Source organism: Leisingera sp. ANG-M6, from assembly GCF_000813905.1.
Classification (GTDB): Bacteria; Pseudomonadota; Alphaproteobacteria; order Rhodobacterales; family Rhodobacteraceae; genus Leisingera.
In genome coordinates, this window is record NZ_JWLG01000017.1 from 75,472 (window position 1) to 100,206 (window position 24,735).

A 24,735-nucleotide genomic window follows, 5' to 3' on the forward strand; every position below is an offset into this window, starting at 1 on the left:
TGAACTTAGCGTTAATCCCGCTGCGGATGAGGAAGAATGCGGCACAGGGCCGATGGCTTGCCTCAAAATCTCCATGTTTCGATTTCGGAAACCCAGGGGCCTCCAAAACAGCCGTTATAGCGCCTTGCAGGCGTGTTTCTTCCCCAAGGGCAGCAATTTGGCCCGGAAAATGGAAACAGTCGGCGGAAAACTGGACCGGTTCAGACCGCATTTTCAAAGCGCAGCGGCGCAATGCGGGGAATTTTAGGCAATTTTTTGGCTTTGTGGCCCGCTGAGGCTAAAGTATGGATGGTTTAGCCCATTGGGGGGGCACGTTCTGCAAGCTGCTGGACTGTGGTGGACTGCTAAAATTTAATTTAAGTCTTTGTGCCGCGACGCGCGCACTCCACTGATCCGAAAAGCTTCTGAAAACCGGCTGCGTGCTGCTTGGCACGCAATCCAGAGCGCATGCGCGGTCTGGCCCTCTGCCTGCATGGGCTGGTGTTTTGATAACGGCATTCCGCGTGAGTGCCCGGCTGGTCCGAACGATGGGGCTTGGGTCCAGTCCGGCGAGGAGAGGGTGAAGAAAATGAGTGACAACAATCCGAATCCGGAGCTGGACGGAATTGTAGAAGGCACCGCAGGCAATGACCTGATTGACGGCGCCTATACCGGTGATCCCGAAGGCGACATGGTCGACAACGCGGATGCGATCGACCCGTCGGCGGGGCCGGATGATGATGTCATCATCGCGGGCAGCGGCAATGACAGCGTCTATGCCGGTTCGGGCAGCGATACCGTCGATGGCGGCAGCGGCGACGACCTGATCCTCGGCGATGGCGTCTCCGGTGTCTATGAGCCGGTGAAGATCACGATCTCGTCGACCAGCTCGGCCTTTCAGAATGAGGTCTTTGCCTACACCATCGACCCGGCAACCGGAGCGATCAGCAACATTGTGGTGCTGTCGCAGAATGCCGGTGCAGACGTGGGCGAGACCTACACCTACGACGCGCCTGCAGGTGCTGTGGTCGGCGTTGGCATCGTCAGCCCCCAGGGGACCTATTACTCCTCTGGCTATGGCGACAATGCGGACCTGAACCCGGATGGCCTGGATCACACCAAGGGGATCTACCAGTTCCCGGACGGCTCCGTGCAGCTGGGGTTCGAGGATCTGCACAATCTGGGCGACCGGGATTTCAACGATGTGAAACTGATCGTTGACCTCGGCACTTCCGGCACGACGCTGGACACCGCGCACTACGACTATTCCTCCGAGCCGCAGGATCCTGTGGTGCCGGGTGACGACAGCCTGACCGGCGGCGAGGGCGATGACACCATTCTGGGCGGCGGCGGTGATGATACCATCGACGGCGGTGACGGCTCTGATTCCGTGGATGGCGGCGACGGCGACGATGTAATCGACACCTCCAAGGACAGCGGCGTGCCGCTGCCGGACCGCGGATTTCCGGGTTACACTGGCACCGATCCCGATATCCCGTTCATCCCGGCGGATGCAGATCCGTTTGATGACATGGACACCGTGTTCGGCGGTGCCGGGAACGACACCATCTCGACCGGCGATGACGCCGACTTGATCGATGGCGGCACCGGCATGGATGTGATCGACGGCGGCATCGACGACGACACCATCGACGGCGGCGCCGACAATGACCTTCTGATTGGCGGTGAAGGCTCCGATGTCCTGACCGGCAGCGGCGGCGATGACACCATCTATGGCGGCTTGGATCCGGCCTTCCCGGACGGGCTTAACATCACCGACGACGGCAGCGACGGCCGACCGGCCGACCCCGATCCCACCAACGGCATGGACACCATCAACGGCGGGTCAGGCAATGACGTGATCTTTGGCCAGGATGACGATGATGACATCCGCGGCGGCTCGGGCGATGACACCATCGACGCAGGCATCGACGACGACATCGTGCGCGGCGGCTCCGGCAATGACGTGATCACCGGCGGCCATGGCGCGGATACTCTGATTGGCGGCGCCGACCGCGATACGTTCATCGGCGGCACTGCAGGCGATATTGTTGACGGCGGCTCTGACGGGGACGACTTCGACACCCTGGACCTGCGCGGTTCCGGCCCGTTTGAGCTGACGGATGTCACCGAGGATCCGGATGGCAACAGCCTCTCGGGCACCGTCAACTTCCTTGATGAAGATGGCGCCGTGACCGGCACGATGACCTTTGGCGAGATTGAGCAGATCATTCCCTGCTTCACGCCGGGCACGCTGATTGCAACCCCGCAGGGCGAGCGCAAGGTCGAGGACCTGCAGGCCGGCGACCGGGTGATCACCCGCGACAACGGCATCCAGGAAATCCGCTGGATCGGCGCCCGCTCGCTGGAGGCCGCCGACATGAAGGGGGCCGCGCATCTGCAGCCGGTTCTGATCCGTCAGGGTGCACTGGGCAACGGGCTGCCGGAGCGTGACATGATGGTCAGCCCCAACCACCGGGTGCTGGTCGCCAATAACAAGACCGCGCTCTACTTCGAGGACCGCGAAGTGCTGATTGCAGCCAAGCACCTGACCGGGCTGGCGGGCGTGGACATCGTGGAGACCACCGCGATCACCTATATCCACTTCATGTTCGACCAGCATGAGGTTGTGCTGTCCGATGGCGCCTGGACCGAGAGTTTCCAGCCTGGCGACCAGTCGCTGCGCGGACTGGACAAGGCACAGCGCAATGAACTGTTCGAGCTGTTTCCGGAACTGAAGTCGCAACAGGGCCGTGCCGCCTATTCTTCGGCGCGCCGGTCTCTGCGCAAACACGAGGCGCGGCTGCTTGTGCACTGAATGGTGCAGCCGCCGTCTTGGGGGAGGCGGCGGGTAAGAGCGTAGCGCAGGAAGGCAGGGTCTTGTGCCCTGCCTTCTCTGCTTTTGTGGGAGTGTCAGCGCTGCTGGCGCCAGGCGGCCCAATCTTCCGGTGTGTCGAGATCCGTCAGCGCGTGGCGGCCGGGCAGGGGAACTGTCCGGACGGTCTCTGCCGTCAGGATGCTGCGGGCGCCCTGATCGCCCTGCAGGCACTGCAGCACCTCGAAACAGCGCCGCGGAAACAGCACCGGGTGGCCGGGTGTTCCGTCCTCCGCAGTGGCGCGCAGGACGGGGCTGTCGGGGCCGCCGAAATGCGCCGCCAGGTGCAGCATGTCCTGGGCTGTGATCTCCGGCATGTCGGCGGGCAGGATCATCACCGCCTGCGTACCATCCAGCAGCGCGGCGGTGCCGCGGCGGATCGAGGCGGACATGCCTTCTGCCGCGTCCGGCACCGGAACCTGGATTGCATCGCCTGTTGCTGCAGCCCGCGGATGAGACGGGCCGGGCAGGGTGACGAAAACCGGCAGACCAGTCAGTGCGGCGCGGCGGCACATCAGGGTGAGCAGGGGCTGGCCGTCCACCTCTTCCATCAATTTGTCGCGGCCTTGCATCCGGGAGGACGCGCCGGCAGCGAGCAGGAGAATGGCGATGGCAGTCATGCAACCCGGTCCTTGGTTCTTGGCCGCAATGGCGGATGCCTCCGGCGGGAGTATTTTTGCAAAGAAGAAGGGCGGCGGCCAGTGAAAGCCGCATAGGTCAGCAGGGTTGACCAAATGTTTCGCGCGCGAAACATTCGGGTGCCGGCGCTGACCTATGTGTTGCGCGGGTTTCGTGGCGTCAGCGTGCGCTGCCGTGGCAACGGGGTGGATTCAGGTCAGGCGGGCTGACCTGAATTCAATGCTTTTGGGGCTCAGCCGCGCATCCGGGCGCCGTCGGCGTCGAATAGCGGCTCAGTGATGAGGCGGGCCTTGTACATCTTGCCGAGGATTTCGATTTCCACTTCCAGGTTTTCCCTGGCTGTCCCCGTGGGGACAAACCCCAGCGCGATGGATTTCTGTGCGTGGTGCGAGTAGCCGCCGGAAGTGCAGAAGCCCACAACTGCGCCGTCGAGCCAGATCGGCTCATAGGCGACCACATCGGCGTCATCCGCCGCGACCTCAAAGGCGCAGAGCTGGCGGGCGGGGCCTGCATCGCGTTCGGCCTCAGCCGCGGCGCGGCCGATGAAATCCGCCTCTTTCTTGAAGGAGATGAAGCGGTCCAGCCCGGTTTCCGCCGCTGTATAGTCGGGGGAGAATTCCCGCAGCCAGGAGCCGAAGAACTTGTCCAGGCGCAGCGACATCATTGCCCGCATGCCGAAGGGTTTCATGCCGTGCGGCTGGCCAGCGGACCACAGGGCATCCCACAGGGAGCGCTGGCTGGGCAGGTCGCAGTAGATCTCATACCCCAGATCGCCGGTATAGCTGACCCGCTGCACGATACAGTCGGCCATGCCCACGGTCAGGTGGCGGACATCCATGAAGCGCATGTCCGAGATGTCCTGGCGGGTGCAGGCCTGCAGCACCTCGCGCGCTTTGGGGCCTGCGATCTGGAAACCGTTGCGGGTGTCGGAGATGTTTTCGAGGCTGACACCCGCGTCCAGGTTCTGCAGGAACCAGCGCATGTGGTAGGCCTGCGAGCCGTAAGAGGCGGTGAGCTGGAATTCTTCCTCGCTGAGACAGGAGATGGTGAAATCACCGATCAGGCGGCCCTTGGGGGACAGCATCGGCGTGAGCGACAGGCGGCCCGCCTGCGGCACCCGGCCCGCCATGATGCGGTCGAGCCAGGCGCGCGCACCTGCGCCCTTGACCAGGTATTTGCCGAAGTTGTGGACCTCGTTGATACCGACGTTTTCTCGCACCGCTTTCACTTCGCGCGCGGTGGCCTCAAAGGCGTTGGAGCGGCGGAAGGAGGGGGTCTCATACCGCGGCTCGTCGCCTGTCGCGAAGTAGTTCGGGACCTCCATGCCGTATTGCGCGCCCCAGACGGCGCCCATGCCGTCGAAGATGTCGTACATCGGCGTGGTGCGGAACGGGCGGGCCGCGGGAAGCTCCTCGTTCGGGTAGGCGATGGAGAAGCGTTTCTGATAGTTTTCAATGACTTTCGGGCGGGTGTAGCCCGGGGTGATCCAGTCGCCGAAGCGGGCGCAGTCCATGGCAAATGTGTCGCGCTCGCATTCGCCCTCGACCATCCACTGGGCCAGCATCAACCCGACGCCGCCGCCCTGGGAAAAGCCGGCCATGACCGCGCAGGCGGACCAGTAATTGCGCATGCCGGGCACCGGGCCGACCAGCGGGTTGCCGTCGGGGGCAAAGGTGAAGGGGCCGTGGATCACCGATTTGACGCCTGCCGCCTCCAGCGCCGGGAAGCGGTTGTAGGCAAAGGCGATACTGTCCTCGATCTTGTCGAAGTCATCGGGCAAGAGTTCATGTCCGAAGTCCCACGGCGTGCCATCGACGGCCCAGGGTTTGCAGGGCTGCTCGTAGAAGCCGATGCAGAGGCCGCGCCCCTCCTGGCGCAGGTAGCTTTCGCCGGCCGGGTCCATCACATGCGGATGCTCGCCGCCGCCGTCGATGATCTCGGCGATCATCGGCACCTCGTCGGTGACGATATACTGGTGCTCCATCGGGTGCAGCGGGAAGTAGACACCGGCCATGGCGCCGACCTCGCGCGCCCAGAGGCCGCCAGCGTTGACGACGTGTTCGGCGTGCACGGTGCCCTTGTTGGTGACCACATCCCAGGTGCCGTCCGGGCGCTGGTTGGTCTCGATCACCTTGCAGTGGGTCTCGATCGTGGCGCCGCCCATGCGCGCGGCCTTGGCATAGGCGTGGGTGGTGCCTGAGGGGTCGAGGTGGCCGTCCAGCGGGTCGTAGAGGCCGCCGATAATGCCGTCGGTGTTGGTGACGGGGGCGATCTTCTTGATTTCTTCGGGGGAGACGATTTCGGTTTCCAGCCCCATGAAGCGGTGCTTGGCGCGCTCCGCCTTCAGCATGTCGAAACGTTCATGGGTTTCAGCCAGGGTGACGCCGCCGACGTGATGGAGGCCGCAGGACATGCCGGTGATCTCTTCCAGCTCTTTGTAGAGCTTGATGGTGTAGCCCTGCAGCGCCGCCATGTTGGTGTCGCCGTTGAGGGTGTGGAAACCGCCCGCGGCGTGCCAGGTGGAGCCGCTGGTCAGCTCCGAGCGTTCGATCAGCATGACGTCGGACCAGCCGAGCTTGGTCAGGTGGTAGAGGACAGAGCAGCCGACGACGCCGCCGCCGATCACTGCCACGCGGGTGGTGGTTTTCATGTGGGCCTCCCTGAGTAGGTGTTTCCCGCATTCTGTACAGAAGTGAACAGTAGTCCAGAAGAAAAACGGCACGGTATGCCGCTTCCAGACCGTCTGCGCCGCCCAGGGTTATTCAGACGTGCGGAAGCGGCTGTTTTGGATGAGGAAAATTGCCGTCAGCGGGGCGGTGAGGAGAATGATGCCAACCGTGATCAGCAGCATGCCGAGCTGTGAATAGTCGGCAGGGGTTGTGACAGCACCTGCCGAATCTGTGACTTCGCGGGTCACCACAAAGATCTCGTTCAGGTATTTGGTGCCGAGGCTGGAGGCCGAAAGCGCCAGGTTGGTGAAGGAGGCCATAACCGCAAAGAAGGTGGCCTTGAGCCCCGAAGGCGCGTTGCGGGCGATCCAGGCGAGCATCGGGATCATCGCGACCTGGCCCAGCGGCGATTCCACTGCGGTGTCGACAATGGCGATGAAACGGGCGTCGACCACGCCTCCGGTCATCGCTGCGGTCCAGTGGTGGGCGCCGTAGTAGAGCGCGATGTTGGGCAGGCTGAGGACGGCTTCGGTGATTGCCAGAAAGGCGACGATCCAGGCGATGGGGCGGCTGGCCATCAGCGGGCGGAAGATCAGCATGCCGGCCAGTGTCAGCAGCGAGGTGATCAGGGACAGGACCGACAGAAACTGCTGGTCAAAGCCCAGCACGTCAATCTCAAACCAGGTGGCGCCGGGGCCGCGCAAGGGCGTGGCGCGGTAGACAAAGATGATGATGGCGGTGCCGATCAGGGCACGGGCGTGGTCGGTGGGCAGAACTGCGACCAGCTGGCGCATCAGGAACAGCACGATGGCCATGGATCCACCAAAGACGATTTCCTGCGAGTAGGGCACATCACCGAGGCCCACGGTGAGCGACAGCGCGACAAATGCGCCGCCGCCGATAAAGTACCAGTGGTTCGGGCTGACCGGCTCTCGCGGGAGTTCGATGCGGCTGCGGATTTCTGCTTCGGCCAGGCCTTCGCGGCGCAGAGCGGCGGCCTTGCGCCATTTCTGCCAGATCGCCAGCGCCACGCCGGACAGCGAAATGACCGGGATCAAAAGGGCGAGGGTGAAGACAAAGCCGTAAAGCGCGCCCTTGTCGGCCTGGGGCAGGGCATCGGCACCGTCGAACAGGGCGACGTTCAGCGCGGCAGCGGCGCTAGAGCCGCCGATCAGCGCGATGCGGCCGAAGGTCTGCATGGTGGTGTGCAGGGATTTGGTCTCCGCCTCGGGCAGGGGATTGCCTTGTGCGTCAACATGCGGCACGGCCTCTACGGACATGGCGTCTGCCACCACGTCCTGCAGCACGAAACCGCAAGGGGCCAGCAGGGCGGCGGTGACGTACCAGGCATTGAGCGGCATCAGTGTGCCCATCATGTCCGGGTGCAGTACCATTGCAGCCAGAATGGCGTAGCTGGCACCCATCAGCGCAGCGCCTGCAAGGATCAAGAGGTACTTCCAGCGCCAGATCAGGTCGACCAGATGGCCGAGCGGCATTTTCAGCGCCCAGGGCAGCCCGACCCAGAACGCCAGCCCGGCCAGAAAGGCGGCGGAAAGGTCGAGGTATTCCTTGACGTAGAACGAGGCGGCGACGGTGCTGATACCCTGTGCGCCATAGGCGAAATAGATCAAGAGCGGCGGCAGGAAGGACCAGCGCAGCTGGCGGAACAGTTCCAGCACGATGCTGTCGAACCAGCCCCAGGCCAGCACTGCCGCGCGAGTCATCGGTGTTCTCCCGTCAAGAGAGCGGCCGGATCTTCAGCTCGGTCACGCGGTTGCCTTCGCGCGCGGTGACTTCGAACCGGAAGCCGTGGAAGGAGAACACCTGGCCCTTGACCGGGATCATCTGCGCCTCGTGGATCACCAGGCCCGCAACGGTATTGGCCTCGTCATCCGGCAAGCTCCATTCGATGGCCCGGTTCAGGTCGCGGATGGTGGTGGCGCCTTCGACCAGATAGGAGCCGTCGGCGGTCTTCCTGGCGACGCTTTCCTCGGCCGGGTCGAATTCGTCTGTGATCTCGCCGACGATCTCCTCCAGGATGTCCTCCAGCGTGATCAGCCCCTGCAGGGCACCGTATTCATCCACCACCAGCGCGAAGTGGGAGCGCATGCGCAGGAACTGGCGCATCTGCTCGTCGAGGGTGGTGGTTTCGGGAATGAAATACGGGGCCTTGGCGACCTGGGCGACGTCGAAGGATTTCAGCTGGTCGGAATCTCCGCCTGCGCCGCCGGCCTGCTCATACATGGCCCGGAACAGGTCCTTTGCGTGAACCACACCGATAATGTTCTCCTGCTCGCCGCGGAACACCGGCAGACGGGTGTGCTGGCTGTGCAGGCATTGTTCCAGGATGGTTTCGGGCTCAGCATCTGCGTCGATCATCTCGATATTGGAACGGTGCAGCATGATCTCCTCGACAAAGCGGTCGGAAAGATCGAGCGCGCCCAGGATACGGTCGCGGTCTTCCTTTTCGACCACGCCTTCGGAATGTCCCAGCTGCAGGGCGCCCGCGATTTCCTCGCGCACAGCCATGATGTGGCTGTCCGGGTCGATCTGCACGCCGAAGACGCTCAGCACGCCGCGCACGAACAGCCGCACCGCGCCCACGACGGGCGAAAGGATCATGACCAGGAGGCTGATCGGCGCCGACACCGCCGAGGCGGCCTTCTCGGCGTTGGAAATGGCGTAGGTCTTGGGCAGGACCTCGGCAAAGACCAGCACCAGCAGGGTCATTACCAGCGTTGCCATTGCGACACCGCCTTCGCCGAAGATCCGGGTAAAAAGCGCGGTGGCGAGCGAGGCCGCGAGGATGTTGACAACGTTGTTGCCCAGCAGGACCGAACCGATCAGGCGCTCATTGTCTTCGGTGATGACCAGCGCGCGCTGAGCCCCGCGGGAGCCCTTGTCGGCCTGGGCGCGCAGCTTGCCGCGCGACGCGGCGGTCAGCGCCGTTTCCGAGCCTGAAAAGAAGCCTGAAAAGACAAGGAGCAGCACGATGGCCCCGGCAGTGGTCCAGAAGGCGCTGTCGAGAACGGTGGAGGCAGTGTCCATGAGGGGTTCAGATGTCCAGTCTGTTGAAGGTTTGCCGTATTTATGGGGTCTTAGCCCCGCCGCTTCAAGCGTTGCGGTCAGCTGCGTTTGGCCAGCGGGTGGTGTTCCAGCACCAGTTCCTGCAGCCGGGCGTCCAGCACATGGGTGTAAATCTCGGTTGTGGCGATGTCGGCGTGGCCCAAGAGCGCCTGGATCGCGCGCAGGTCGGCGCCGTTTGCCAAGAGGTGTGTGGCAAAGGCGTGGCGCAGAGTGTGCGGCGTCACCTTGTCCGGGGAGATGCCGCCGGTCACCGCCAGTTCCTTGATCAGCAGGTAGAAACGGTGACGGGTCAGGTGGCCGGATTTGCCGCGGGAGGGGAACAGGAATCGCGAGGGCGGATGGCCCTTGGTTTCACGCTCAGCATCGGTCTCGTCGCGCACCAGCAGCCATTGCGCCAGTGCTTCGCGCGCAGGCGGGGACAGCGGCACCATGCGTTCCTTGCCGCCCTTGCCCAGGATCAGCAGCATCCGCGGGTCGCCGCGGGCGGCGGATACCGGCAGCGAGACCAGTTCCGTGACCCGCATGCCGGTGGCATAGAGCAGCTCCATCAGGCAGGTGTTGCGCAGCCGGTCGGCCTCAGTCCGGCCCGTTTGGCGGGCGGCGTCCAGCAGGCGGTCGACCTCGATCACTTCCAGCGTTTTGGGCAGGCGCTTTTCCCGCCCCGGGCCGCGTATTTGGATGGCAGGGTTGTCCTCGCGCCAGCCTTCTTCAAACGCGAAACGGTAGATCTGTTTGACCGCAGACAGCCGCCGGGCGCGGGTGGAGCGAGCCAAACCTTGCGCGTCGCAGTTGATCAGATAGGCCTCAATGTCATCCTGGCAGGCGCTTAGGAAACAGAGCTTGCGGTGCTCCAACCAGGCGGTCAGGTCCTTGAGGTCCCGGCCATAGGCCAAAAGCGTGTTCTGCGAGGCGCCGGTTTCTGCCGCCTGGGCGTCGAGGAAGGTGGAGATCCACTGGAAATTGTCGTGCGGTGCGGCCATGTCAGCCGCGCTCCAGCAGCATCAGTTGCAGGGCGGCGCGGCGGGCGGTGTCCTCCAGCCCGACGGCGCGGAAGGCGGCCAGTGCAGTGGTCAGATCGCCAAGGTTGCCGTCGGCGCCCTGGGCAAACAGCACCATGCTGCGCAGGATCGCCTCGCCCAGCTGGCCGTTGTCCAGCAGTTGGCGGATAGATGGCGGCGCGGATGAGCCCGCGGCAAACCCCAGCGCGATTGCTTCTGCCAGCGGCGACGGCGCGGCGGCATCTCCGGGACGGCCCTGAGCCAGGGCGGCCAGGAAATGGTCTGCCGCACCGGAGGCTTTCGCGTCGTGGGCGGCAAGCTCATATGCGGGCGAGAGCAGGCGGATGCGCCAGGCCAGCTCCTCAGCCGGGCCTGTGAGTTTCGCCCGTGCCAGTTGCTCGGCAAAGATGTCGGCAAAGACGGTTTCGGTTCCGGCCTCCTGCATCGCGTCCCAGGCACGGGGCAGGGATTTTGCGATAGCTTCCGTATTCCCGGCGTTCAGGTCGTTCTCCAGCTGCTGCACCGCTGAGACCCGGTCCCAGATGCCGCCGGAGGCGGCGGGTTTTCGGGCGCTGAACAGGCCGAGGTACTGGTTCGGGTTGAGCGCACCGGCGCGGGCCAGCCGCTCTGCGGCTTCCAGCTGGGCCTTCCAGCCTGCAATGTCGCGCAGATCAGCAGCGGCAAAGGCAGGCGGCAGCGGTGCCGTGGGCATGGTCTCGCCAATGGTTTCAAACAGCCGGAAGGTCAGCGGGTCCGGATCAGCAGGGCGGCGCAGCGGCGGTGCCAGTTCAAACAGATCCGGGTTCAGGTACCGGTCCAGCAGGTCCATCTGCTCCTTGGGCAGCAGGTCCAGCGCGTGGGCGGTTTCCAGCATCAGCGCCGCCGTGGGCCAGTCGCTGCGGCGTGCCGCGCAGAAGATCCGGGCGGCATAGCTGTCCGACAGATGCGGTGAGGCGGTGAGGGCCGCGCAGGAGGCATCCTCGCTGCCGGTCAGAAGGGTTGCATCGAACCAGCGGGCGAAACGGTCCTTGCTGTCCGTGGGGCCTGCGTGTTCCACCAGCGCCTGCGACGGGTCCGTCGCCCCCAGCGCCAGCAGCCGGTCGAGCCGGGCCAGCAGGATCTGGTCGCCCGTGGCCGCGGGCGGGCGGGTCTCGGACAGCAGCAGGGTGAACAGCAGCGCTTGCATCGCCGGGCTGCCGCGCACCGGCACGGTTTCGATCAGATGAGTGATGTCATCGGCCGCGCTGCCGCGCCACAGGTCTGCCGGCAGGCCGGTGGCCGCGGCCGGCACCAGCCCGATCGGCGGCAGCAAAGCTTCCAGCGGGGTGACGGACACCCGCGGCAGTGCAGCAGTGCCCGCAACAGGCGGCTCCAGCAGCACGGTGCCGGGCAGGGCGTCCCTGGGCTGCGGCTGGTTCAGCCAGTCAATTGCCGCCAGCGGCTCATTGGCAAGCGCGCTGCCTGCCAGCATCACCCCGGCGGCAGCCGCCTTAATCCGCATTCAGCACCACCGGCTTGCGCACCTCGGTGGCGGGCGCGCTGAAATCGGCGCCGAACCAAGGACCGACATAGGCATAGCCCACCAGCCCGATAGCAGCCAGAACCAGCAAGTAGACCAAATACTTAATCAATCGCCCCATAGTGCATCCAATGCCTGTTTCCTGCTCTTTTGCCCAAGTTATATATTCCCTTTTCGGCAAGATCACGTCATTCACTGAAGAATGAGCGAAAAAGAGCAAATCAGCGGCCAGAAGGCAGCAGCGCCGGTGCCGGGGAAACTGAAGAAGACCATCGTTATGGTGGGCATGATGGGGGCGGGCAAGACCGCCGTGGGCCGGGCGCTGGCGGCGCGGCTGAACGCCCCTTTCCTGGACAGCGATCACGAGATCGAAGCTGCCGCCAACATGACCATCCCAGAGATTTTTGCCCGCGACGGCGAGCCGTTTTTCCGCCAGAAAGAGCGCCAGGTGATCGCGCGTCTGCTGGAGGAGGAGCGCGGCGTGCTGTCCACCGGCGGCGGCGCCTTTCTGGCAGAGGAAAACCGGCAGGTGATCACTTCCAAGGGTGTCTCGGTCTGGCTGAATGCCGACCTGGAGGTCCTGTGGAACCGGGTGCGCCACCGCGATACCCGGCCGCTGCTGCGCACTGCCGACCCGCGTGCGACACTCAGCAACCTGTATCACCAGCGGGTGCCGCTGTATTCCAAGGCCGATGTGTCGGTGGTCTCGGACGGGCAGGCCTCGATCGAGACCATGGTGGACCGCGTGCTGGACGCCTTGAAGGCACGCCCTGATGTATTGGAGTGGAACTGATGGAGCGCACGGTTCATGTGCCGCTGGGCGAACGGGCCTATGATGTGGTGATCGGTCCCGGCCTGCTGGCGCAGGCGGGGGAGCGGATCAAGCCGCTGCTGAAGCGGCCGCAGGTGGCGGTGCTGACGGATGAAACCGTGGCGGAGAAACACCTGGAAGCCTTGCGTGCCGGGCTGGCCGCTGCGGGTGTGGAGATGACCGCGCTGGCGCTGCCGCCGGGAGAGGCGACCAAGGGCTGGCCGCAGTTCACCCGCGCGGTCGAGTGGCTGCTGGAACAGAAGGTGGAGCGCGGCGACGTGGTTGTGGCCTTCGGCGGCGGAGTGATCGGCGACCTGGCGGGTTTTGCCGCGGCAGTACTGCGCCGGGGGGTGCGGTTCGTGCAGATCCCGACGTCGCTGCTGGCGCAGGTCGACAGTTCGGTGGGCGGCAAGACCGGCATCAACGCGCCGCAGGGCAAGAACCTGATCGGTGCCTTCCATCAGCCGTCGCTGGTGCTGGCGGATACCTCGGTGCTGGAAACCCTGACCGCGCGCGATTTCCTGTCCGGCTATGGCGAAGTGGTGAAATACGGGTTGCTGGGGGACGCGGAATTCTTTGTCTGGCTGGAACAGAACGGCCCGGCGCTCGCCGAAGGCGATGTGGCTGCACGGGTTGAGGCGGTGGCGCGTTCGGTTCAGATGAAGGCGGACATCGTAGTGCGCGACGAGACCGAGCAGGGCGACCGGGCGCTGCTCAATCTGGGTCATACCTTTTGCCACGCGCTGGAAGCAGCGACGGGCTACTCGGACCGGCTGCTGCATGGCGAGGGCGTTGCGATTGGCTGCGCGCTGGCGTTTGAGCTGTCGTCGAAGCTGGGCCTGTGCTCGCAGGAGGATCCCAGCCGGGTGCGGGCACATCTGAAGGCGATGGGCATGAAGACCGACCTGGCCGACATTCCGGGCGACTTGCCCGGGGCAGAGGCGCTGCTGGATTTGATGGGGCAGGACAAGAAGGTGGTTGCGGGCCAGCTGCGGTTCATCCTGGCGCGCGGCATTGGCGAGGCGTTTGTGACCGGCGACGTGCCGCCGGACGCGGTGCTGGAGGTGCTGCGCAGCGCAGGTGCCTGAACCGGGGCACAGAGTGCAAAAGTCAAAGGGCAGCCGCTGAGGCTGCCCTTTTTTGATGGCTGCAAATGCCTGCTCAGGCGGCGGTGCTGCTTTCGATGATGTCCTGGTCCCAGCCGTCGTCCTCCGCATCGAAGTCGATGGCGAGGGGCGGATGCGCAGCGGGCGCGGGCAGGGCGGCTGTGGCGTTTCCGACAGTGAACTGAGTCACCTGCTCCCGCAGTTCCTGTGCCTGTTCGGACAAGGAGGTCGTCGCCGCAGTGGTCTGTTCGGCCATGGCAGCGTTTTGCTGCGCCATCATCTCCAGCTCGCCCACGGCGGTGTTGACGTCGCCCATCTGCGCCGACTGCTCCTTCATGTTGCCGGCGATCTCCACCACCAGGGAGGAAATCTCGCCAACCTGCTGGTTCACGGTGGCCATCGCCTGACCGGCCTGATCCACCAGTTCCGCACCGTTCTTGACCTGTTCGGAGCTGCGCGCAGTCAGCTCATCGATCTGCTGCACCGCATCTGCACAGCGCTGTGCCAGCATCCGGACCTCGGAGGCGACAACCGCAAAGCCGCGGCCTGCTTCGCCGGCGCGGGCGGCCTCGACCCCGGCATTCAGCGCCAGCAGGTTGGTCTGGAAGGCGATGTCCTGGATCACCTTGGTGATCTGGGAAATCTCCTGCGAGGATTCCTGCAGCTTGTCCATGGCGGTAATGGTGTCCTTTACCACCGCGTCGCAGGATTTGACGCCGTTCTGGGCGCTGTCTGCAAGTTCTTCGGCGCGGCCGGCGTTTTCGGCGGAGCGCTGCACGTTGCCGGTCAGCTCGCCCATGGCGTGGGTGGTTTTTTCCAGCGTGGCCGATTCCGCCTCGGTGCGGTGGGCCAGGTCCATCGAGGCCTCGGCAATCGACTTGGTGCTTTCGTCGACGCTGCTGGTGAGTTCCGCAATCGTGGAGACCGCAGCGCTCAGCGCATTCAGCGAGTCGTTGAAATCCATCCGGATAGATTTGAATTCGACCGGGAAATGCGCCTCGATCGGGTTGTCCAGCCGCTTGTGCTGCAGGTCGGCAAGAGCTTCGCCGATGCTGCGGGTGACGGTCAGAATCTCCTCGCGGCGCTCCTTCTCTTCCTGCACGCGTTCTTCCTGCTTGCGCTGGGTGACGGTGCGCAGGTCCACAACGTTGCGGGCGACCTCGCCGATTTCGTCGCGCCGGTCTGCACCGGGGACCTCGACCTCCGTCTCGCCGGAGCCTAGCTTTTGCAGCGCCACGTTCAGGACGGCCAGCCCCTTGGTCATGTTGCGGGCGATGACCAGGCTGAGCAGCAGAACGCCCGCCAGCATGACGGCCGCAAAAATGGCCATCTCGATCAGCATCAGCTTGTTGTGCGCATCAAAGGCCGCCATGTCGCGTTCCAGGTGCTCGATCAGCAGCATTTCCTTTTTCTGCAGTACCTCAATCGCCTTGGTGGCTGCGGCAAACCAGTCCTCAGCCGTGACGCCCTCGCCGCCGTTGCCACGCAGGATGGATTCGCGCATTTCGTCGAATTTCTTCATGGCAGGATCGCTGAACAGAGTCTTGACCGCGTCCCTGTCCTCTGCGGTTGCAAAGTTCTTGAAAGCGCGCAGGCGTTCCTTGAACAATTCGTGGTCGGCAAAGAATTCTTCGCGGTCCTGAGGTTTCCAGCCGTGTTTGAACCCCACGGCGCCCGCTGCACGTTCCAGTCCCGCCGCATCAATGGCCTGCATGAAGAAGGACAGTGCCACGGCTTCCTGCGAGATCTTGGGATTATCAATGCCCTTGGCCATCGCCAGGCCAGTCTGGATCAGCGCTGCGTTCAGGTCCGTATAATAGGAAATCAGTGCCTTCAGCTTCAGCGAATGGGTGTCGATCTTCTGGCGGATGTCCTTCTTGCGGGCCAGCTCGGATTTCGCAAACGCGATCGCCTCAATGGATTCCGGTGGCAGAAGCTCCATGTCGACCCGGCTGATCTCCTCCAGATAGGCGGCCATCTTGGCATCATTCGCCTGGCGCACCTTGACCAGCTTCTCCGGCGGGGAGCTGGCGGCACTTTCAAGGTAGCTTGCGCTCAGCCCGCGTTCCAGCTGCAGATTGTGAACCAGGCTGCTCATATGTTCCAGCACCTCGCCTGCTTCGGTAGTGTCCACCTGGGCTTTCCGTTGCAGGTCGAGCAGAGTTTGCCCGATGAACCAAAGGCTGAGAAGCAGCGGAGCCGCCAGGAGCATTCCGATCTTGGTGCTGATCGAGAGATGCTGCAGAAAACGCATACCCATATTCCGAATCCTTGATGTACCTTTTTACGACCGATCCATTCATCATCCGTGATATGTCTTAATTTTTGCCTAGCCGTGCGGTGCGCTGTGTTAAGGGACCGTTGAGGATTTGCAGCAGGCACGCAGCATCGCCAAACGGGGCGCCCTTACGTATGTGATGGGTAATCTATTGAAATATAATCGGAAATTCATGTTCCAGCGTAAGCGGAAGATGCTGCTGAGCAGTCAGGAAGAACAGAAACGGCGCTGACGTAGCGCCGTTTCGCTCCGGTGGCGGAACCTTCGTAAAGCCCGCGAAAATGCTGCGTTAACAGGAAAGCCCTCCACCCTGGTCGGGGCGGAGGGCTGCAGCGCAAAGCTGTCGTAAAATTATGATTCGCCCTGGCCGGCTTAGAACGGGATTTCGTCGTCGTCGATGTTGTGGGACGCGCCGCCGCCATAGCTGCCGCCACCGCCGCCGCCTTGCGAGCCGCTGTCATAACCGCCGCCGTAGCCGCCGCCCTGATTGCCGCCGCCATAGCCGCCACCGCTCTGGCCGCCGCCACCGCCGCCTTCACCGCGGCCGTCCAGCATGGTCAGGGTGGAGCCGAAGCCCTGCAGCACGACTTCAGTTGAGTACCGGTCCTGGCCGCTCTGGTCCTGCCACTTGCGGGTCTGCAGCTGGCCTTCGATATAGACCTTGGAGCCCTTGCGCAGGTATTGCTCGCAAACACGCACCAGGCCCTCGCTGAAGACGGCGACGGAGTGCCATTCAGTCTTCTCGCGGCGCTCGCCGGTGTTGCGGTCCTTCCAGGTTTCCGAGGTGGCAATGCGCAGGTTGCACACCTTGCCGCCGTTCTGGAAGCTGCGCACCTCGGGGTCGCGGCCCAGGTTGCCGATGAGCATGACTTTGTTGAGTGAGCCGGCCATGAAGTTCCGTCCTTCCGTCCTGAATTTCTTATCCTGCAGCGGGCTGGGGCGAATCCGGCCGCGCCGCGTTTCAGGCACAGTATAGTTCTGTGCCAACTGTGAAAAGCAGGCATCTGTGGATGGTTTCGGCCGATTTTGCGCTGGCGGAGCGGCGGTTCACGCCTGTGTTGCTTTAAATTTGCTCCGCATCCGCTATATTTGCGCAAAAGGGACAGTGCGGGACAGCATAAATGCGCAAAGCCATTGCGGGTTTGGTTATAGCCATGGTTGGTGCAGGGCAGCCTGCGGCCTCCGATATCCTCAGCACCAAGAACCGCCGTGATCTGTTCGCGGCCCATACCAGGGTGCTGGATGGGCGGGCGGCGTCCCAGTACAAGAACTCCTCCCGGCTGCAGCCCAAGACCTACAGTATTCCGTCCGCCGGCGGCACGCTGCCCTACAGCGGCAAGTACCGGGGCCAGTACCTGGAACTGGCGCGTGATGCGGCGCGCCAGCATGGGGTGCCGGAGGATCTGTTCCTGCGTCTGGTCCAGCAGGAGAGCAACTGGAACCCCAATGCCAAGTCGCACAAGGGGGCGCTGGGGCTGGCGCAGCTGATGCCGGCCACGGCGCGGGCGCTGGGGGTGAACCCGGCGGTGCCGAAGCAGAACCTGGAGGGCGGCGCCCGCTACCTGGCGCGCCAGTTCCGCAAGTTCGGGTCCTGGCGGCTGGCGCTAGCGGCCTATAACGCCGGTCCGGAAGCGGTGCAAAAATATGGCGGGGTGCCGCCTTACAAGGAAACCCAGAACTACGTGCGGAAGATCTGGGGCAGTTGATGCCGCGCAGCTGTTAACGTGTGGATAACTTTCCTTAATGCCCCGTTAACTCCGCCTGAGCGTCAAGCATTTGCCTTAATTTTTCGTAAATCTGTGCGCAGGTTCTGGAGGGAATGCCTTGTATATCAACAGCTTCGACGAACGCCTTGAGCGCATTGACTGGCAGCCAAGCGCGGTGCCGACCCGCCAGATGATCGACAGCGTTCTGGCAAGCCGCCTGCCGCTGCAGCCGCGCAGTGCGGTGCTGAGCCTGGCAGGCGCAGTGACAGGCATTCTGATCGGCGTTGGCGTGAAGGGCATGGGCATCGCGGGTTCGGCCTGGGGGCCGGAAACCGGGCTGGCCGGAACAATTGGCGGCGGGCTTGCGCAGGTTGGGCTTGCGGCGTCCGTGGCTGCGGCTTTGCTGGCCGCCGCCAAGGGCAGCAAGGCGCCGCGGCTGATGCAGTTCGCCTCGATCAACCTGCTGATGATTGCAGTTCTGCTGCTGAGCTGAACCAGGTTTCCCCCGTGGGAGTGGGGGAGTGATGTGGAACCCCATGTGCTGCCGCCTGGCACCGCATGGGGTTTTGCTTTGCGGCGATGCCAGCGCAAAAAAGCCGGGGTGCTGAAACCCCGGCTTTGTTGTCACGTTTTGATCTGGCGCCTTACTCTGCTGCGACCTTGATCACCGGCTTCATGCGCTCCAGCACGTCGTCGCTGAGGTGGCATTTGATCTGGTGGCCGCCGTCCAGTGTGCGCACCGGCGGAACCTCCTTCTCGCACAATCCGCCCGGCACCTCGGACTTCCAGCGGCAGCGGGTCTGGAACGGGCAGCCCGGCGGCGGGCTCATGGCTGACGGAATGTCACCTTCCAGAACGATGTGCTCTTTCTCCACGGAGGTGTCGGCAATCGGCACCGCGCTCAGCAGTGCCTCGGTGTAGGGGTGGTAGGGCGGCGCAAACACCTGATCGGTGTCGCCCAGTTCCACCACATGGCCGAGGTACATCACCATCACACGGTCGCTGAGATAGCGCACGATCGACAGGTCGTGGGAGATGAACAAGAGCGTGGTCTTCTCGTTCCTCTGGATCTCCATCAGGAGGTCAGTGACCGCGGCCTGCACCGACACGTCGAGCGCCGAGACAGGTTCGTCCGCAACCACAATCCGTGCACCGCCGGCAAAGGCGCGGGCGATGCCCACACGCTGTTTCTGGCCGCCCGATAGCTGCCGCGGCATGCGGTCGGCAAAGGCGCGGGGCAGTTTCACCAGGTCCAGAAGCTCCAGCATCCGCTTGCGGCGTTCGGCCTCGGAATTGCCAATGCCGAAGATTTCAAGCGCCCGCATGATCTGGCGGCCCACGGTCATCGAGGGGTTCAGCGTGTCGAAGGGGTTCTGGAACACCATCTGCACGTCGGAAACAGTTTTGGTGTCGCGTTCCTCGATCGGAATCTGCTCGATATTGCGGTTGTCGAGCAGGATCTGTCCCTCGGTGGCGGTCTCAAGTCCCATCAGCACCTTGGCGAATGTTGACTTGCCGCAGCCGGACTCGCCGACGATGGCGAGGGTTTCGGACTCGCGGGCCTCGAAGCTGAGGGTTTCGTTGGCTTTCACCACCTTGGTGTCGCCGCCGCCGAACAGGGCGTTGGCAGCCACCTCGTAGTATTTCTTGAGGTTGTCCATCTTCAGGACAACCTTGCCCGGTGCGGTCTTTTCCTTCTGCTCGCCCACCGTGATCGGGGCGTTCCAGTCGATTTCCTGGAACTTCAGGCAGCGGGTTTCGTGCCGGTCGTTGCCGTGCACAGGGGACATCGGGATCACCATGTCCTGATCGCAGCGGCCCTCTTCGAAGTAATCGCAGCGCGGGCCGAAGTTGCAGCCGGGCGGGCGTTCGTGGGGCAGGGGGAAGTTCCCGGGAATGGCCACCAGCGGGCGGGAGTTCTTGTCGGCGCCGGGCAGCGGGATCGAGCGGAACAGCGCCTGAGTGTAGGGGTGCTGCATTTCGTCGAACACATCGTGGATCGAGCCGCGCTCCACCGCCTCGCCGGAATACATCACGCAGAGCCGGTCGCAGGTTTCCAGTACCAGGCCGAGGTTGTGCGAGATAAACAGCATCGAGGTGCCGTATTTCTTGCCCAGGTCCTTGACCAGCTCAACCACCGCGGCCTCCACCGTCACGTCCAGCGCGGTGGTGGGTTCATCGAGGATCAGCAGCGAGGGTTTCGACATCAGCGCCATCGCAATCACGATGCGCTGCTGCTGGCCGCCCGACAGCTGGTGCGGGAAGGAGTTGAGCATCCGCTCCGGGTCGGGCAGGCGCACGTCGGTGACCACTTCCAGCGCGCGGGCATAGGCTTCTTTTTCGCTGACGCCCTCGTGGATCATCGGCACTTCCATCAGCTGCTTGCCGATTTTCATTGCCGGATTGAGCGAGGCCATCGGCTCCTGATAGATCATTGCTATCTCATTGCCGCGGATGTCGCGCAGTTCTTCTGCGCTCATCTCGGCTAGGTCGCGGCCCTTGAACTTGATGGTGCCGCCGACGACACGGCCGTTCTTGCCCAGATCCTGCATGACGCCAAGCGCCACGGTGGATTTGCCGCAGCCGGATTCGCCGACCAGGCCCACGGCCTCGCCGGGCTGCACGGTGACCGAGAAATCCATCACCGCGGGAATTTCCCGCAGGCGGGTGAAGAAGGAGATCGACAGCTTGTTAATCTCGAGGATCGGGCCGTCGTAGTCTGCCAGTTTGTTCATATTCTATTCTCCCTGTTGGAGCGGGCGGGGAAAGGATCCCCTTCATCTGGCTCCAATTTACCGGGGGACCGGACGGGCCGGTCCCCCGGCCGGATCAATCCTTGAGGCTTTCTTCGCGCAGGCCGTCGGCCAGCAGGTTCAGACCCAGAACCAGCGTCAGCAGCGCAAAGGCAGGCGGCAGCGCCGGGTGCAGGTAGATCGACAACAGCTTGCGGCCATCATTGATCGTGGAACCCCAGTCCGGGCTTTCCGGCGGCAGGCCAAGGCCGAAGAAGCCGAGGGTACCCAAGAGGATGGTGGTGTAGCCGATGCGCAGGCAGAAATCGACAATCAGCGGCCCGCGGGCGTTCGGCAGGATCTCCCACAGCATGATGTACCAGGGGCCTTCGCCGCGGGTCTGGGCAGCCGCCACATAGTCGCGGGTTTTGATGTCCAGCGTCAGGCCGCGCACGATACGGAACACCGTGGGCGAGTTGACGAAGACCACCGAGACGAACACCACCAGGATACCGCCGGGAATGTCGAACATATCCATCACGCGGGGCAGGCCCGGGATCGAATAGGCCGGGGTGTTGATCAGGTAGCCGCCGTTGGAAACCAGCTGCAGGTAGAACCAGATGATGATCCCCAGAACCAGCGGCAGCACCAGGTTGCGCACCTTGGGCCGGGTGTAATAGCGCGAGTTCAGCAGCACCCCGACAAAGACGATCGGGAAGATGAACAGAACGATCGCCATATAGTTCGGAACACCGGTGGCGACGATTTCAGGCGTGACCAGCAGGTAGAACAGCAGGATCACCGGGAAGGCCAGGATCAGGTTGGCGGCAAAGGACAGCGTGGTGTCCAGGCGTCCGCCGTAGTAGCCCGCAGGCAGGCCCAGGGTGATCCCCACCATGAAGGCAAAGACGGCGGCCATCGGGGCGATCTTGATGACTTCCCAGGCGCCTTTGACCAGACGGCTGAACACGTCGCGCGCCAGGTTGTCGCCGCCAAGCAGGTAATAGGGGTAGTCCGCTTCAGTGGCGCCGTTCATCGGTGTGCCGGGGACCTTGTTCTTCATGCCCGAGACCTGCACCAGCGGGTCATGGGTAATGATCATGTCCATGGCGCCGTAGATGCCGGTGAACACCCAGAACATCACCAGGCCAAAGCCGATCATGCCGATGGGGCTGTCAAACAGCTTGCCATAAAGGCCAAGCCGCCGTTTGAAGCCGATGGAAGCTGCGTAGAGGATTACCAGCGAAAACCAGACCGGGGACAGCTGGTATATGATACGCCCAGCAATTTCGAATGTGCTAAGAGGTTCCATGCTCTGCTGCCTTCCTTAAGAGATCCGGATACGCGGGTTCAGATACACATAGCCGATGTCGGAAATCAGCTGGGTGATCAGCACCACGAAGACTGAGACCACGGAAACGGCCAGCAGCAGTTCAATGTCGTTGTTGCCCGCGGCTTCCACCAGGATCCAGCCGAAGCCCTTGTAGTTGAACAGGGTCTCGACAATCACCACGCCGTTCAAGAGCCAAGGGAACTGCAGCATGATGACGGTGAAGGGGGCAATCAGTGCGTTCCGCAGCGCGTGCTTCAGAACGATGTTGTGGAAGCTCACGCCTTTTAGGCGGGCGGTGCGGATGTATTGCGCGGTCATCACCTCAGTCATCGAGGCGCGGGTCATCCGGGCGATATAGCCCATGCCGTAAAGCGCGATGGTCAACACCGGCAGGAAGAAGTTCTCGAAGTTCGGGTTGTCCATCGCCGAGGTGGCGGTGCCCTTGAACCACTTGAGGCCCACGGTGGAGGAGGTGAAGACGGCGATAAAGATCACGCCGGAAACATATTCAGGTGTTGCCGTGGTCAGGATCGAGGCGGTTGAAAGGCTCCGGTCGGTGACAGAGCCTTCGCGCATGCCCGCCAGCACCCCGATGATCAGGGCAGAGGGAACCATCAGCACCAGCACCCAGAACATCAGGCGGCCGGTGTTGCCGAGACGTTCGGCGATGATGGTGGAGACTTCATCCTTGAACCGGGTCGAATAGCCCCAGTCGCCTTGCAGAATGCCGCAGAAGGTCGGCGCTTCGGCGGCTTCCTCAGCGCTGACGGCGCCGGTCATGCAGCGGCCGGTGAACCCTTTCTCGGTCTCGCGGGTCCAGCCCGGCAGAACGCCCAGCCATTGCCCGTATTTCGAAACCATGGAGCCGCCATAACCGTTGGCGTCCAGCCAGCTGGCCACGGCCTCATCCGACATGCGGAAGTTGCCCTGAGTTTTGGCGAGTTTTTCGAGGTTGGGGTAGAGGTTCGTGAGGAAGAACACGATGAACGTCAGGCACAGGGCCGTCAGCAGCATCACGCCCGAACGGCGGAGAATGAAAAGTCCCATTTGGGTCCCCTGTCAGTCTGGCGGATCGGACCCGGCTCAAAGGGCGGGTCTCTTATCTTTTGAGCTGGAAAGCACCGCCCCGAAAGGGGGCGGTGCAGGAGTCAGGAGCCGGCGGGGCTTAGGCTGCCCAGCCCCACTTGTAGTGGTGATGCTCGAAGGAGATGTGCATGTCGGCACCGACAACACCTTCGCGCATGTGGCGGTAGAGCGAGCGCCAGTAGGGCTGGATGGTCACGCCCTCTTCTTGGATCAGGGCCTGGCCCTTGGCAGAGATTTCGCGGCGCTTGTCAGCGTCAGCAATGGACAGGGCTTCTGCCAGCAGGGCGTCGAACTCCGGGTTTTCCCAGCCGAATTCGTTCCAGGCTTCGCCGGATTTATAGGCCAGCGCCCAGATCTGCACGCCCAGCGGGCGGTGGTTCCAGTTGGTCGAGGAGAACGGGTATTTCGCCCAGTCGTTCCAGAAGGTCGAGCCGGGCAGAACGGTCCGTTTCACCTTGAAGCCCGCATCGCGCAGCTGTGCCGCCACCGCATCGGTGGTGTTCCGGCGCCAGTCGTCGTCGATCGACAGGATCTCATGCTCGAAATCCATCATGCCGGCTTCTTCCATCAGCGCCTTGGCGCCAGCGGGGTCAACCTTCTGTGGCGGCAGTTCGGCGTATTCCGGGTGGATCGGGCCGACATGGTGGTTTTCCGCAGTCTCGCCGCGGCCGCCATACCCCAGTTCCAGGCAGACGGAGTTGTCGACCGCCATCTGAATCGCCTTGCGGACGCGCTTGTCGGCATAGGGTTTCTTGCCGTCGATTTCCGCCAGCTGGTTGGTGCGGACCACGATCGAGGACATGGTCACAACTTCGGACTTCTTGTAGCCGAGGCCGTCCATCACGTCGATGAATTCACCCACCGATTCATAGAGCATGTCGACTTCGTCGGATTCCAGCGCCGCCAGCCAGGAGGACGGGTCGGTGCCGAAATCGACGTATTCGATGCGGTCCAGTGCAGGCTTGCCGTAGATCGCCTCGCCCCACCAAGTGTGGTCGTCGTTGCGCTCCAGAACCGAACGCACGCCGACTTCCAGTTCGGTCAGCAGGAACGGGCCGGTGCCGACGTTCTGAGTGAAGTCGTTGGTCTGGAAGGAGGAATGCACGATGGCCGCCGGATAGTCGGCCATGCCCGCGATCAGCGAAATGTCGGAGGCCGGCAGGTTCAGCTTGACGGTGTGGCTGTCGACCACTTCGATTGCGCCTTCGGCTGCCTGGCCGGTTTCAGTGTCGATCAGGGTTGCGAAACGGCCGGCCATGGAGTTGCCTTCCAGGCCCTTGTCGCACCAGCCGGCGATGTTGCGGGCAACATCTTCGGCGGTGAAGTCGTCGCCGTTGTTCCACTTTACGCCCTGGCGGACGTTCAAGGTGTAGACGGTTGCGTCCTCGTTGATCTCCCAGCTTTCCAGCAGCATGCCGGTGAAGGAGCCGTCGTTGTTGTATTCCACCAGGTATTCGATGGTGCCGCGGGTCTTGTTGGCCATCTGCGACCAGTCAAAGGTGCGCGGGTCCTTCAGCGGGCGGACTTCGGTTTGCACCCGCAGTGTGCCGCCCTGCTTTTTCTCTTCTGCCGCCTTAACCGGGGCGGCCAGGCCGATCATGCCATAGGCAGCAGCTGCAGTGACGCCCAGCGAGGTGGCGCGGGTCAGGAATTCCCGGCGGTCCAGCTTGCCGTCCAGCACTTCCTTGGCGTGCATCTTGGCGGCCCAATGGATCGGGGCTCCGTTGATGGTGTCTTTGGTCATTTAAGTCTCCCTGTCGTACCGTTCGGTCATTTTTGTGCGAAACGGATATTGGCCCGGCGGTGTGCCAGGCGATTTTGGTTCAGGTTTTGGATTAAAGTTTCCCCATGCCTGCATTCCGGCAGAGATACGGCGTTTCGTCAATGCACAGTTTCGTCGTTTCCGTGTAAAAATAC

The 24,735-nt window shown here is 63.2% G+C and carries 18 protein-coding genes; 5 read left to right on the forward strand and 13 right to left on the reverse strand.

Annotated features, from left to right (window positions below; all coding sequences use genetic code 11):
- The first annotated feature begins 568 nt into the window (after nt 1-568).
- A complete protein-coding gene (locus tag RA24_RS15465; RefSeq protein ID WP_039192721.1) occupies nt 569-2,797 on the forward strand; it encodes a Hint domain-containing protein in 2,229 nt (742 codons plus the stop codon).
- A gap of 95 nt (nt 2,798-2,892) precedes the next feature.
- On the opposite strand, the gene RA24_RS15470 is transcribed toward RA24_RS15465, so the two are convergent.
- The 7 genes from RA24_RS15470 to RA24_RS22545 all read right to left on the reverse strand — a co-directional run bounded on the left by RA24_RS15470 (nt 2,893) and on the right by RA24_RS22545 (nt 11,887).
- Nucleotides 2,893-3,474, reverse strand: a complete 582-nt coding sequence (locus RA24_RS15470; protein ID WP_039192723.1) for a nucleotidyltransferase family protein — start codon at nt 3,472-3,474, stop codon at nt 2,893-2,895.
- Nucleotides 3,475-3,725: 251 nt separating this feature from the next.
- Nucleotides 3,726-6,143: a GcvT family protein gene (locus tag RA24_RS15475; protein WP_039192726.1), complete on the reverse strand. Its 2,418-nt coding sequence runs from the start codon at nt 6,141-6,143 to the stop codon at nt 3,726-3,728.
- Between the two features lie 108 nt (nt 6,144-6,251).
- Nucleotides 6,252-7,886 (reverse strand): membrane protein, encoded by a 1,635-nt coding sequence (locus RA24_RS15480; protein ID WP_039192729.1) that lies wholly within the window; start codon nt 7,884-7,886, stop codon nt 6,252-6,254.
- Nucleotides 7,887-7,899: 13 nt separating this feature from the next.
- Nucleotides 7,900-9,210, reverse strand: a complete 1,311-nt coding sequence (locus tag RA24_RS15485) for an HlyC/CorC family transporter (protein ID WP_039192733.1) — start codon at nt 9,208-9,210, stop codon at nt 7,900-7,902.
- A 77-nt stretch (nt 9,211-9,287) separates the two neighbouring features.
- The gene (locus RA24_RS15490; RefSeq protein WP_039192736.1) at nt 9,288-10,229 is read right to left on the reverse strand and encodes a site-specific tyrosine recombinase XerD; all 942 of its coding nucleotides are present in this window, start codon (nt 10,227-10,229) and stop codon (nt 9,288-9,290) included.
- A gap of 1 nt (nt 10,230) precedes the next feature.
- Nucleotides 10,231-11,748 (reverse strand): hypothetical protein, encoded by a 1,518-nt coding sequence (locus RA24_RS15495; RefSeq protein WP_019297499.1) that lies wholly within the window; start codon nt 11,746-11,748, stop codon nt 10,231-10,233.
- Entirely contained in the window at nt 11,738-11,887 is a 150-nt protein-coding gene (locus RA24_RS22545; protein ID WP_019297500.1) for a hypothetical protein, read from the reverse strand. Before RA24_RS22545 ends, RA24_RS15495 begins: the two co-directional genes overlap by 11 nt.
- An 81-nt stretch (nt 11,888-11,968) precedes the next feature.
- Here RA24_RS22545 and RA24_RS15500 point away from each other — a divergent pair, with 81 nt between their 5' ends.
- Both RA24_RS15500 and aroB read left to right on the forward strand, forming a co-directional pair.
- Entirely contained in the window at nt 11,969-12,559 is a 591-nt protein-coding gene (locus RA24_RS15500) for a shikimate kinase (protein WP_039145726.1), read from the forward strand.
- Nucleotides 12,559-13,665, forward strand: coding sequence for a 3-dehydroquinate synthase (aroB, locus tag RA24_RS15505; RefSeq protein ID WP_039192739.1), 1,107 nt, complete (start codon nt 12,559-12,561; stop codon nt 13,663-13,665). Before RA24_RS15500 ends, aroB begins: the two co-directional genes overlap by 1 nt.
- A 73-nt stretch (nt 13,666-13,738) precedes the next feature.
- Here aroB and RA24_RS15510 read toward each other — a convergent pair whose 3' ends face one another.
- On the reverse strand, nt 13,739-15,943 hold the full coding sequence (locus tag RA24_RS15510; protein WP_052269609.1) for a methyl-accepting chemotaxis protein: 2,205 nt from the start codon (nt 15,941-15,943) through the stop codon (nt 13,739-13,741).
- A 390-nt stretch (nt 15,944-16,333) separates the two neighbouring features.
- Nucleotides 16,334-16,852, reverse strand: coding sequence for a single-stranded DNA-binding protein (gene ssb, locus RA24_RS15515; protein WP_039170912.1), 519 nt, complete (start codon nt 16,850-16,852; stop codon nt 16,334-16,336).
- A gap of 230 nt (nt 16,853-17,082) precedes the next feature.
- Here ssb and RA24_RS15520 point away from each other — a divergent pair, with 230 nt between their 5' ends.
- A complete protein-coding gene (locus RA24_RS15520) occupies nt 17,083-17,667 on the forward strand; it encodes a lytic transglycosylase domain-containing protein (protein ID WP_019296147.1) in 585 nt (194 codons plus the stop codon).
- 118 nt (nt 17,668-17,785) lie between these two features.
- Nucleotides 17,786-18,160 carry a hypothetical protein gene (locus tag RA24_RS15525; protein WP_019296148.1) on the forward strand — a complete coding sequence of 125 codons (375 nt, stop codon included), beginning with the start codon at nt 17,786-17,788 and terminating at the stop codon, nt 18,158-18,160.
- Between the two features lie 151 nt (nt 18,161-18,311).
- On the opposite strand, the gene RA24_RS15530 is transcribed toward RA24_RS15525, so the two are convergent.
- The 4 genes from RA24_RS15530 to RA24_RS15545 all read right to left on the reverse strand — a co-directional run bounded on the left by RA24_RS15530 (nt 18,312) and on the right by RA24_RS15545 (nt 24,562).
- The gene (locus RA24_RS15530) at nt 18,312-20,402 is read right to left on the reverse strand and encodes a dipeptide ABC transporter ATP-binding protein (protein ID WP_019296149.1); all 2,091 of its coding nucleotides are present in this window, start codon (nt 20,400-20,402) and stop codon (nt 18,312-18,314) included.
- Nucleotides 20,403-20,496: 94 nt separating this feature from the next.
- A complete protein-coding gene (locus RA24_RS15535) occupies nt 20,497-21,711 on the reverse strand; it encodes an ABC transporter permease (RefSeq protein WP_019296150.1) in 1,215 nt (404 codons plus the stop codon).
- A gap of 15 nt (nt 21,712-21,726) precedes the next feature.
- Entirely contained in the window at nt 21,727-22,779 is a 1,053-nt protein-coding gene (locus RA24_RS15540) for an ABC transporter permease (protein WP_019296151.1), read from the reverse strand.
- A gap of 118 nt (nt 22,780-22,897) precedes the next feature.
- Complete coding sequence (locus RA24_RS15545; RefSeq protein WP_039192742.1) at nt 22,898-24,562, reverse strand: ABC transporter substrate-binding protein; 1,665 nt, start codon at nt 24,560-24,562, stop codon at nt 22,898-22,900.
- Nucleotides 24,563-24,735: the final 173 nt, after the last annotated feature.

Bases quoted from the DNA above. Each gene is read 5' to 3' on its own strand.
- RA24_RS15495 (WP_019297499.1), bottom strand. From the start codon at position 11,748: ATGCGGATTAAGGCGGCTGCCGCCGGGGTGATGCTGGCAGGCAGCGCG.
- RA24_RS15465 (WP_039192721.1), top strand. From the start codon at position 569: ATGAGTGACAACAATCCGAATCCGGAGCTGGACGGAATTGTAGAAGGC.
- RA24_RS15470 (WP_039192723.1), bottom strand. From the start codon at position 3,474: ATGACTGCCATCGCCATTCTCCTGCTCGCTGCCGGCGCGTCCTCCCGG.
- RA24_RS15480 (WP_039192729.1), bottom strand. From the start codon at position 7,886: ATGACTCGCGCGGCAGTGCTGGCCTGGGGCTGGTTCGACAGCATCGTG.
- RA24_RS15520 (WP_019296147.1), top strand. From the start codon at position 17,083: ATGCGCAAAGCCATTGCGGGTTTGGTTATAGCCATGGTTGGTGCAGGG.
- RA24_RS15535 (WP_019296150.1), bottom strand. From the start codon at position 21,711: ATGGAACCTCTTAGCACATTCGAAATTGCTGGGCGTATCATATACCAG.
- RA24_RS15510 (WP_052269609.1), bottom strand. From the start codon at position 15,943: ATGGGTATGCGTTTTCTGCAGCATCTCTCGATCAGCACCAAGATCGGA.
- RA24_RS15485 (WP_039192733.1), bottom strand. From the start codon at position 9,210: ATGGACACTGCCTCCACCGTTCTCGACAGCGCCTTCTGGACCACTGCC.
- aroB (WP_039192739.1), top strand. From the start codon at position 12,559: ATGGAGCGCACGGTTCATGTGCCGCTGGGCGAACGGGCCTATGATGTG.
- ssb (WP_039170912.1), bottom strand. From the start codon at position 16,852: ATGGCCGGCTCACTCAACAAAGTCATGCTCATCGGCAACCTGGGCCGC.
- RA24_RS15540 (WP_019296151.1), bottom strand. From the start codon at position 22,779: ATGGGACTTTTCATTCTCCGCCGTTCGGGCGTGATGCTGCTGACGGCC.
- RA24_RS15500 (WP_039145726.1), top strand. From the start codon at position 11,969: ATGAGCGAAAAAGAGCAAATCAGCGGCCAGAAGGCAGCAGCGCCGGTG.
- RA24_RS22545 (WP_019297500.1), bottom strand. From the start codon at position 11,887: ATGGGGCGATTGATTAAGTATTTGGTCTACTTGCTGGTTCTGGCTGCT.
- RA24_RS15530 (WP_019296149.1), bottom strand. From the start codon at position 20,402: ATGAACAAACTGGCAGACTACGACGGCCCGATCCTCGAGATTAACAAG.
- RA24_RS15490 (WP_039192736.1), bottom strand. From the start codon at position 10,229: ATGGCCGCACCGCACGACAATTTCCAGTGGATCTCCACCTTCCTCGAC.
- RA24_RS15545 (WP_039192742.1), bottom strand. From the start codon at position 24,562: ATGACCAAAGACACCATCAACGGAGCCCCGATCCATTGGGCCGCCAAG.
- RA24_RS15475 (WP_039192726.1), bottom strand. From the start codon at position 6,143: ATGAAAACCACCACCCGCGTGGCAGTGATCGGCGGCGGCGTCGTCGGC.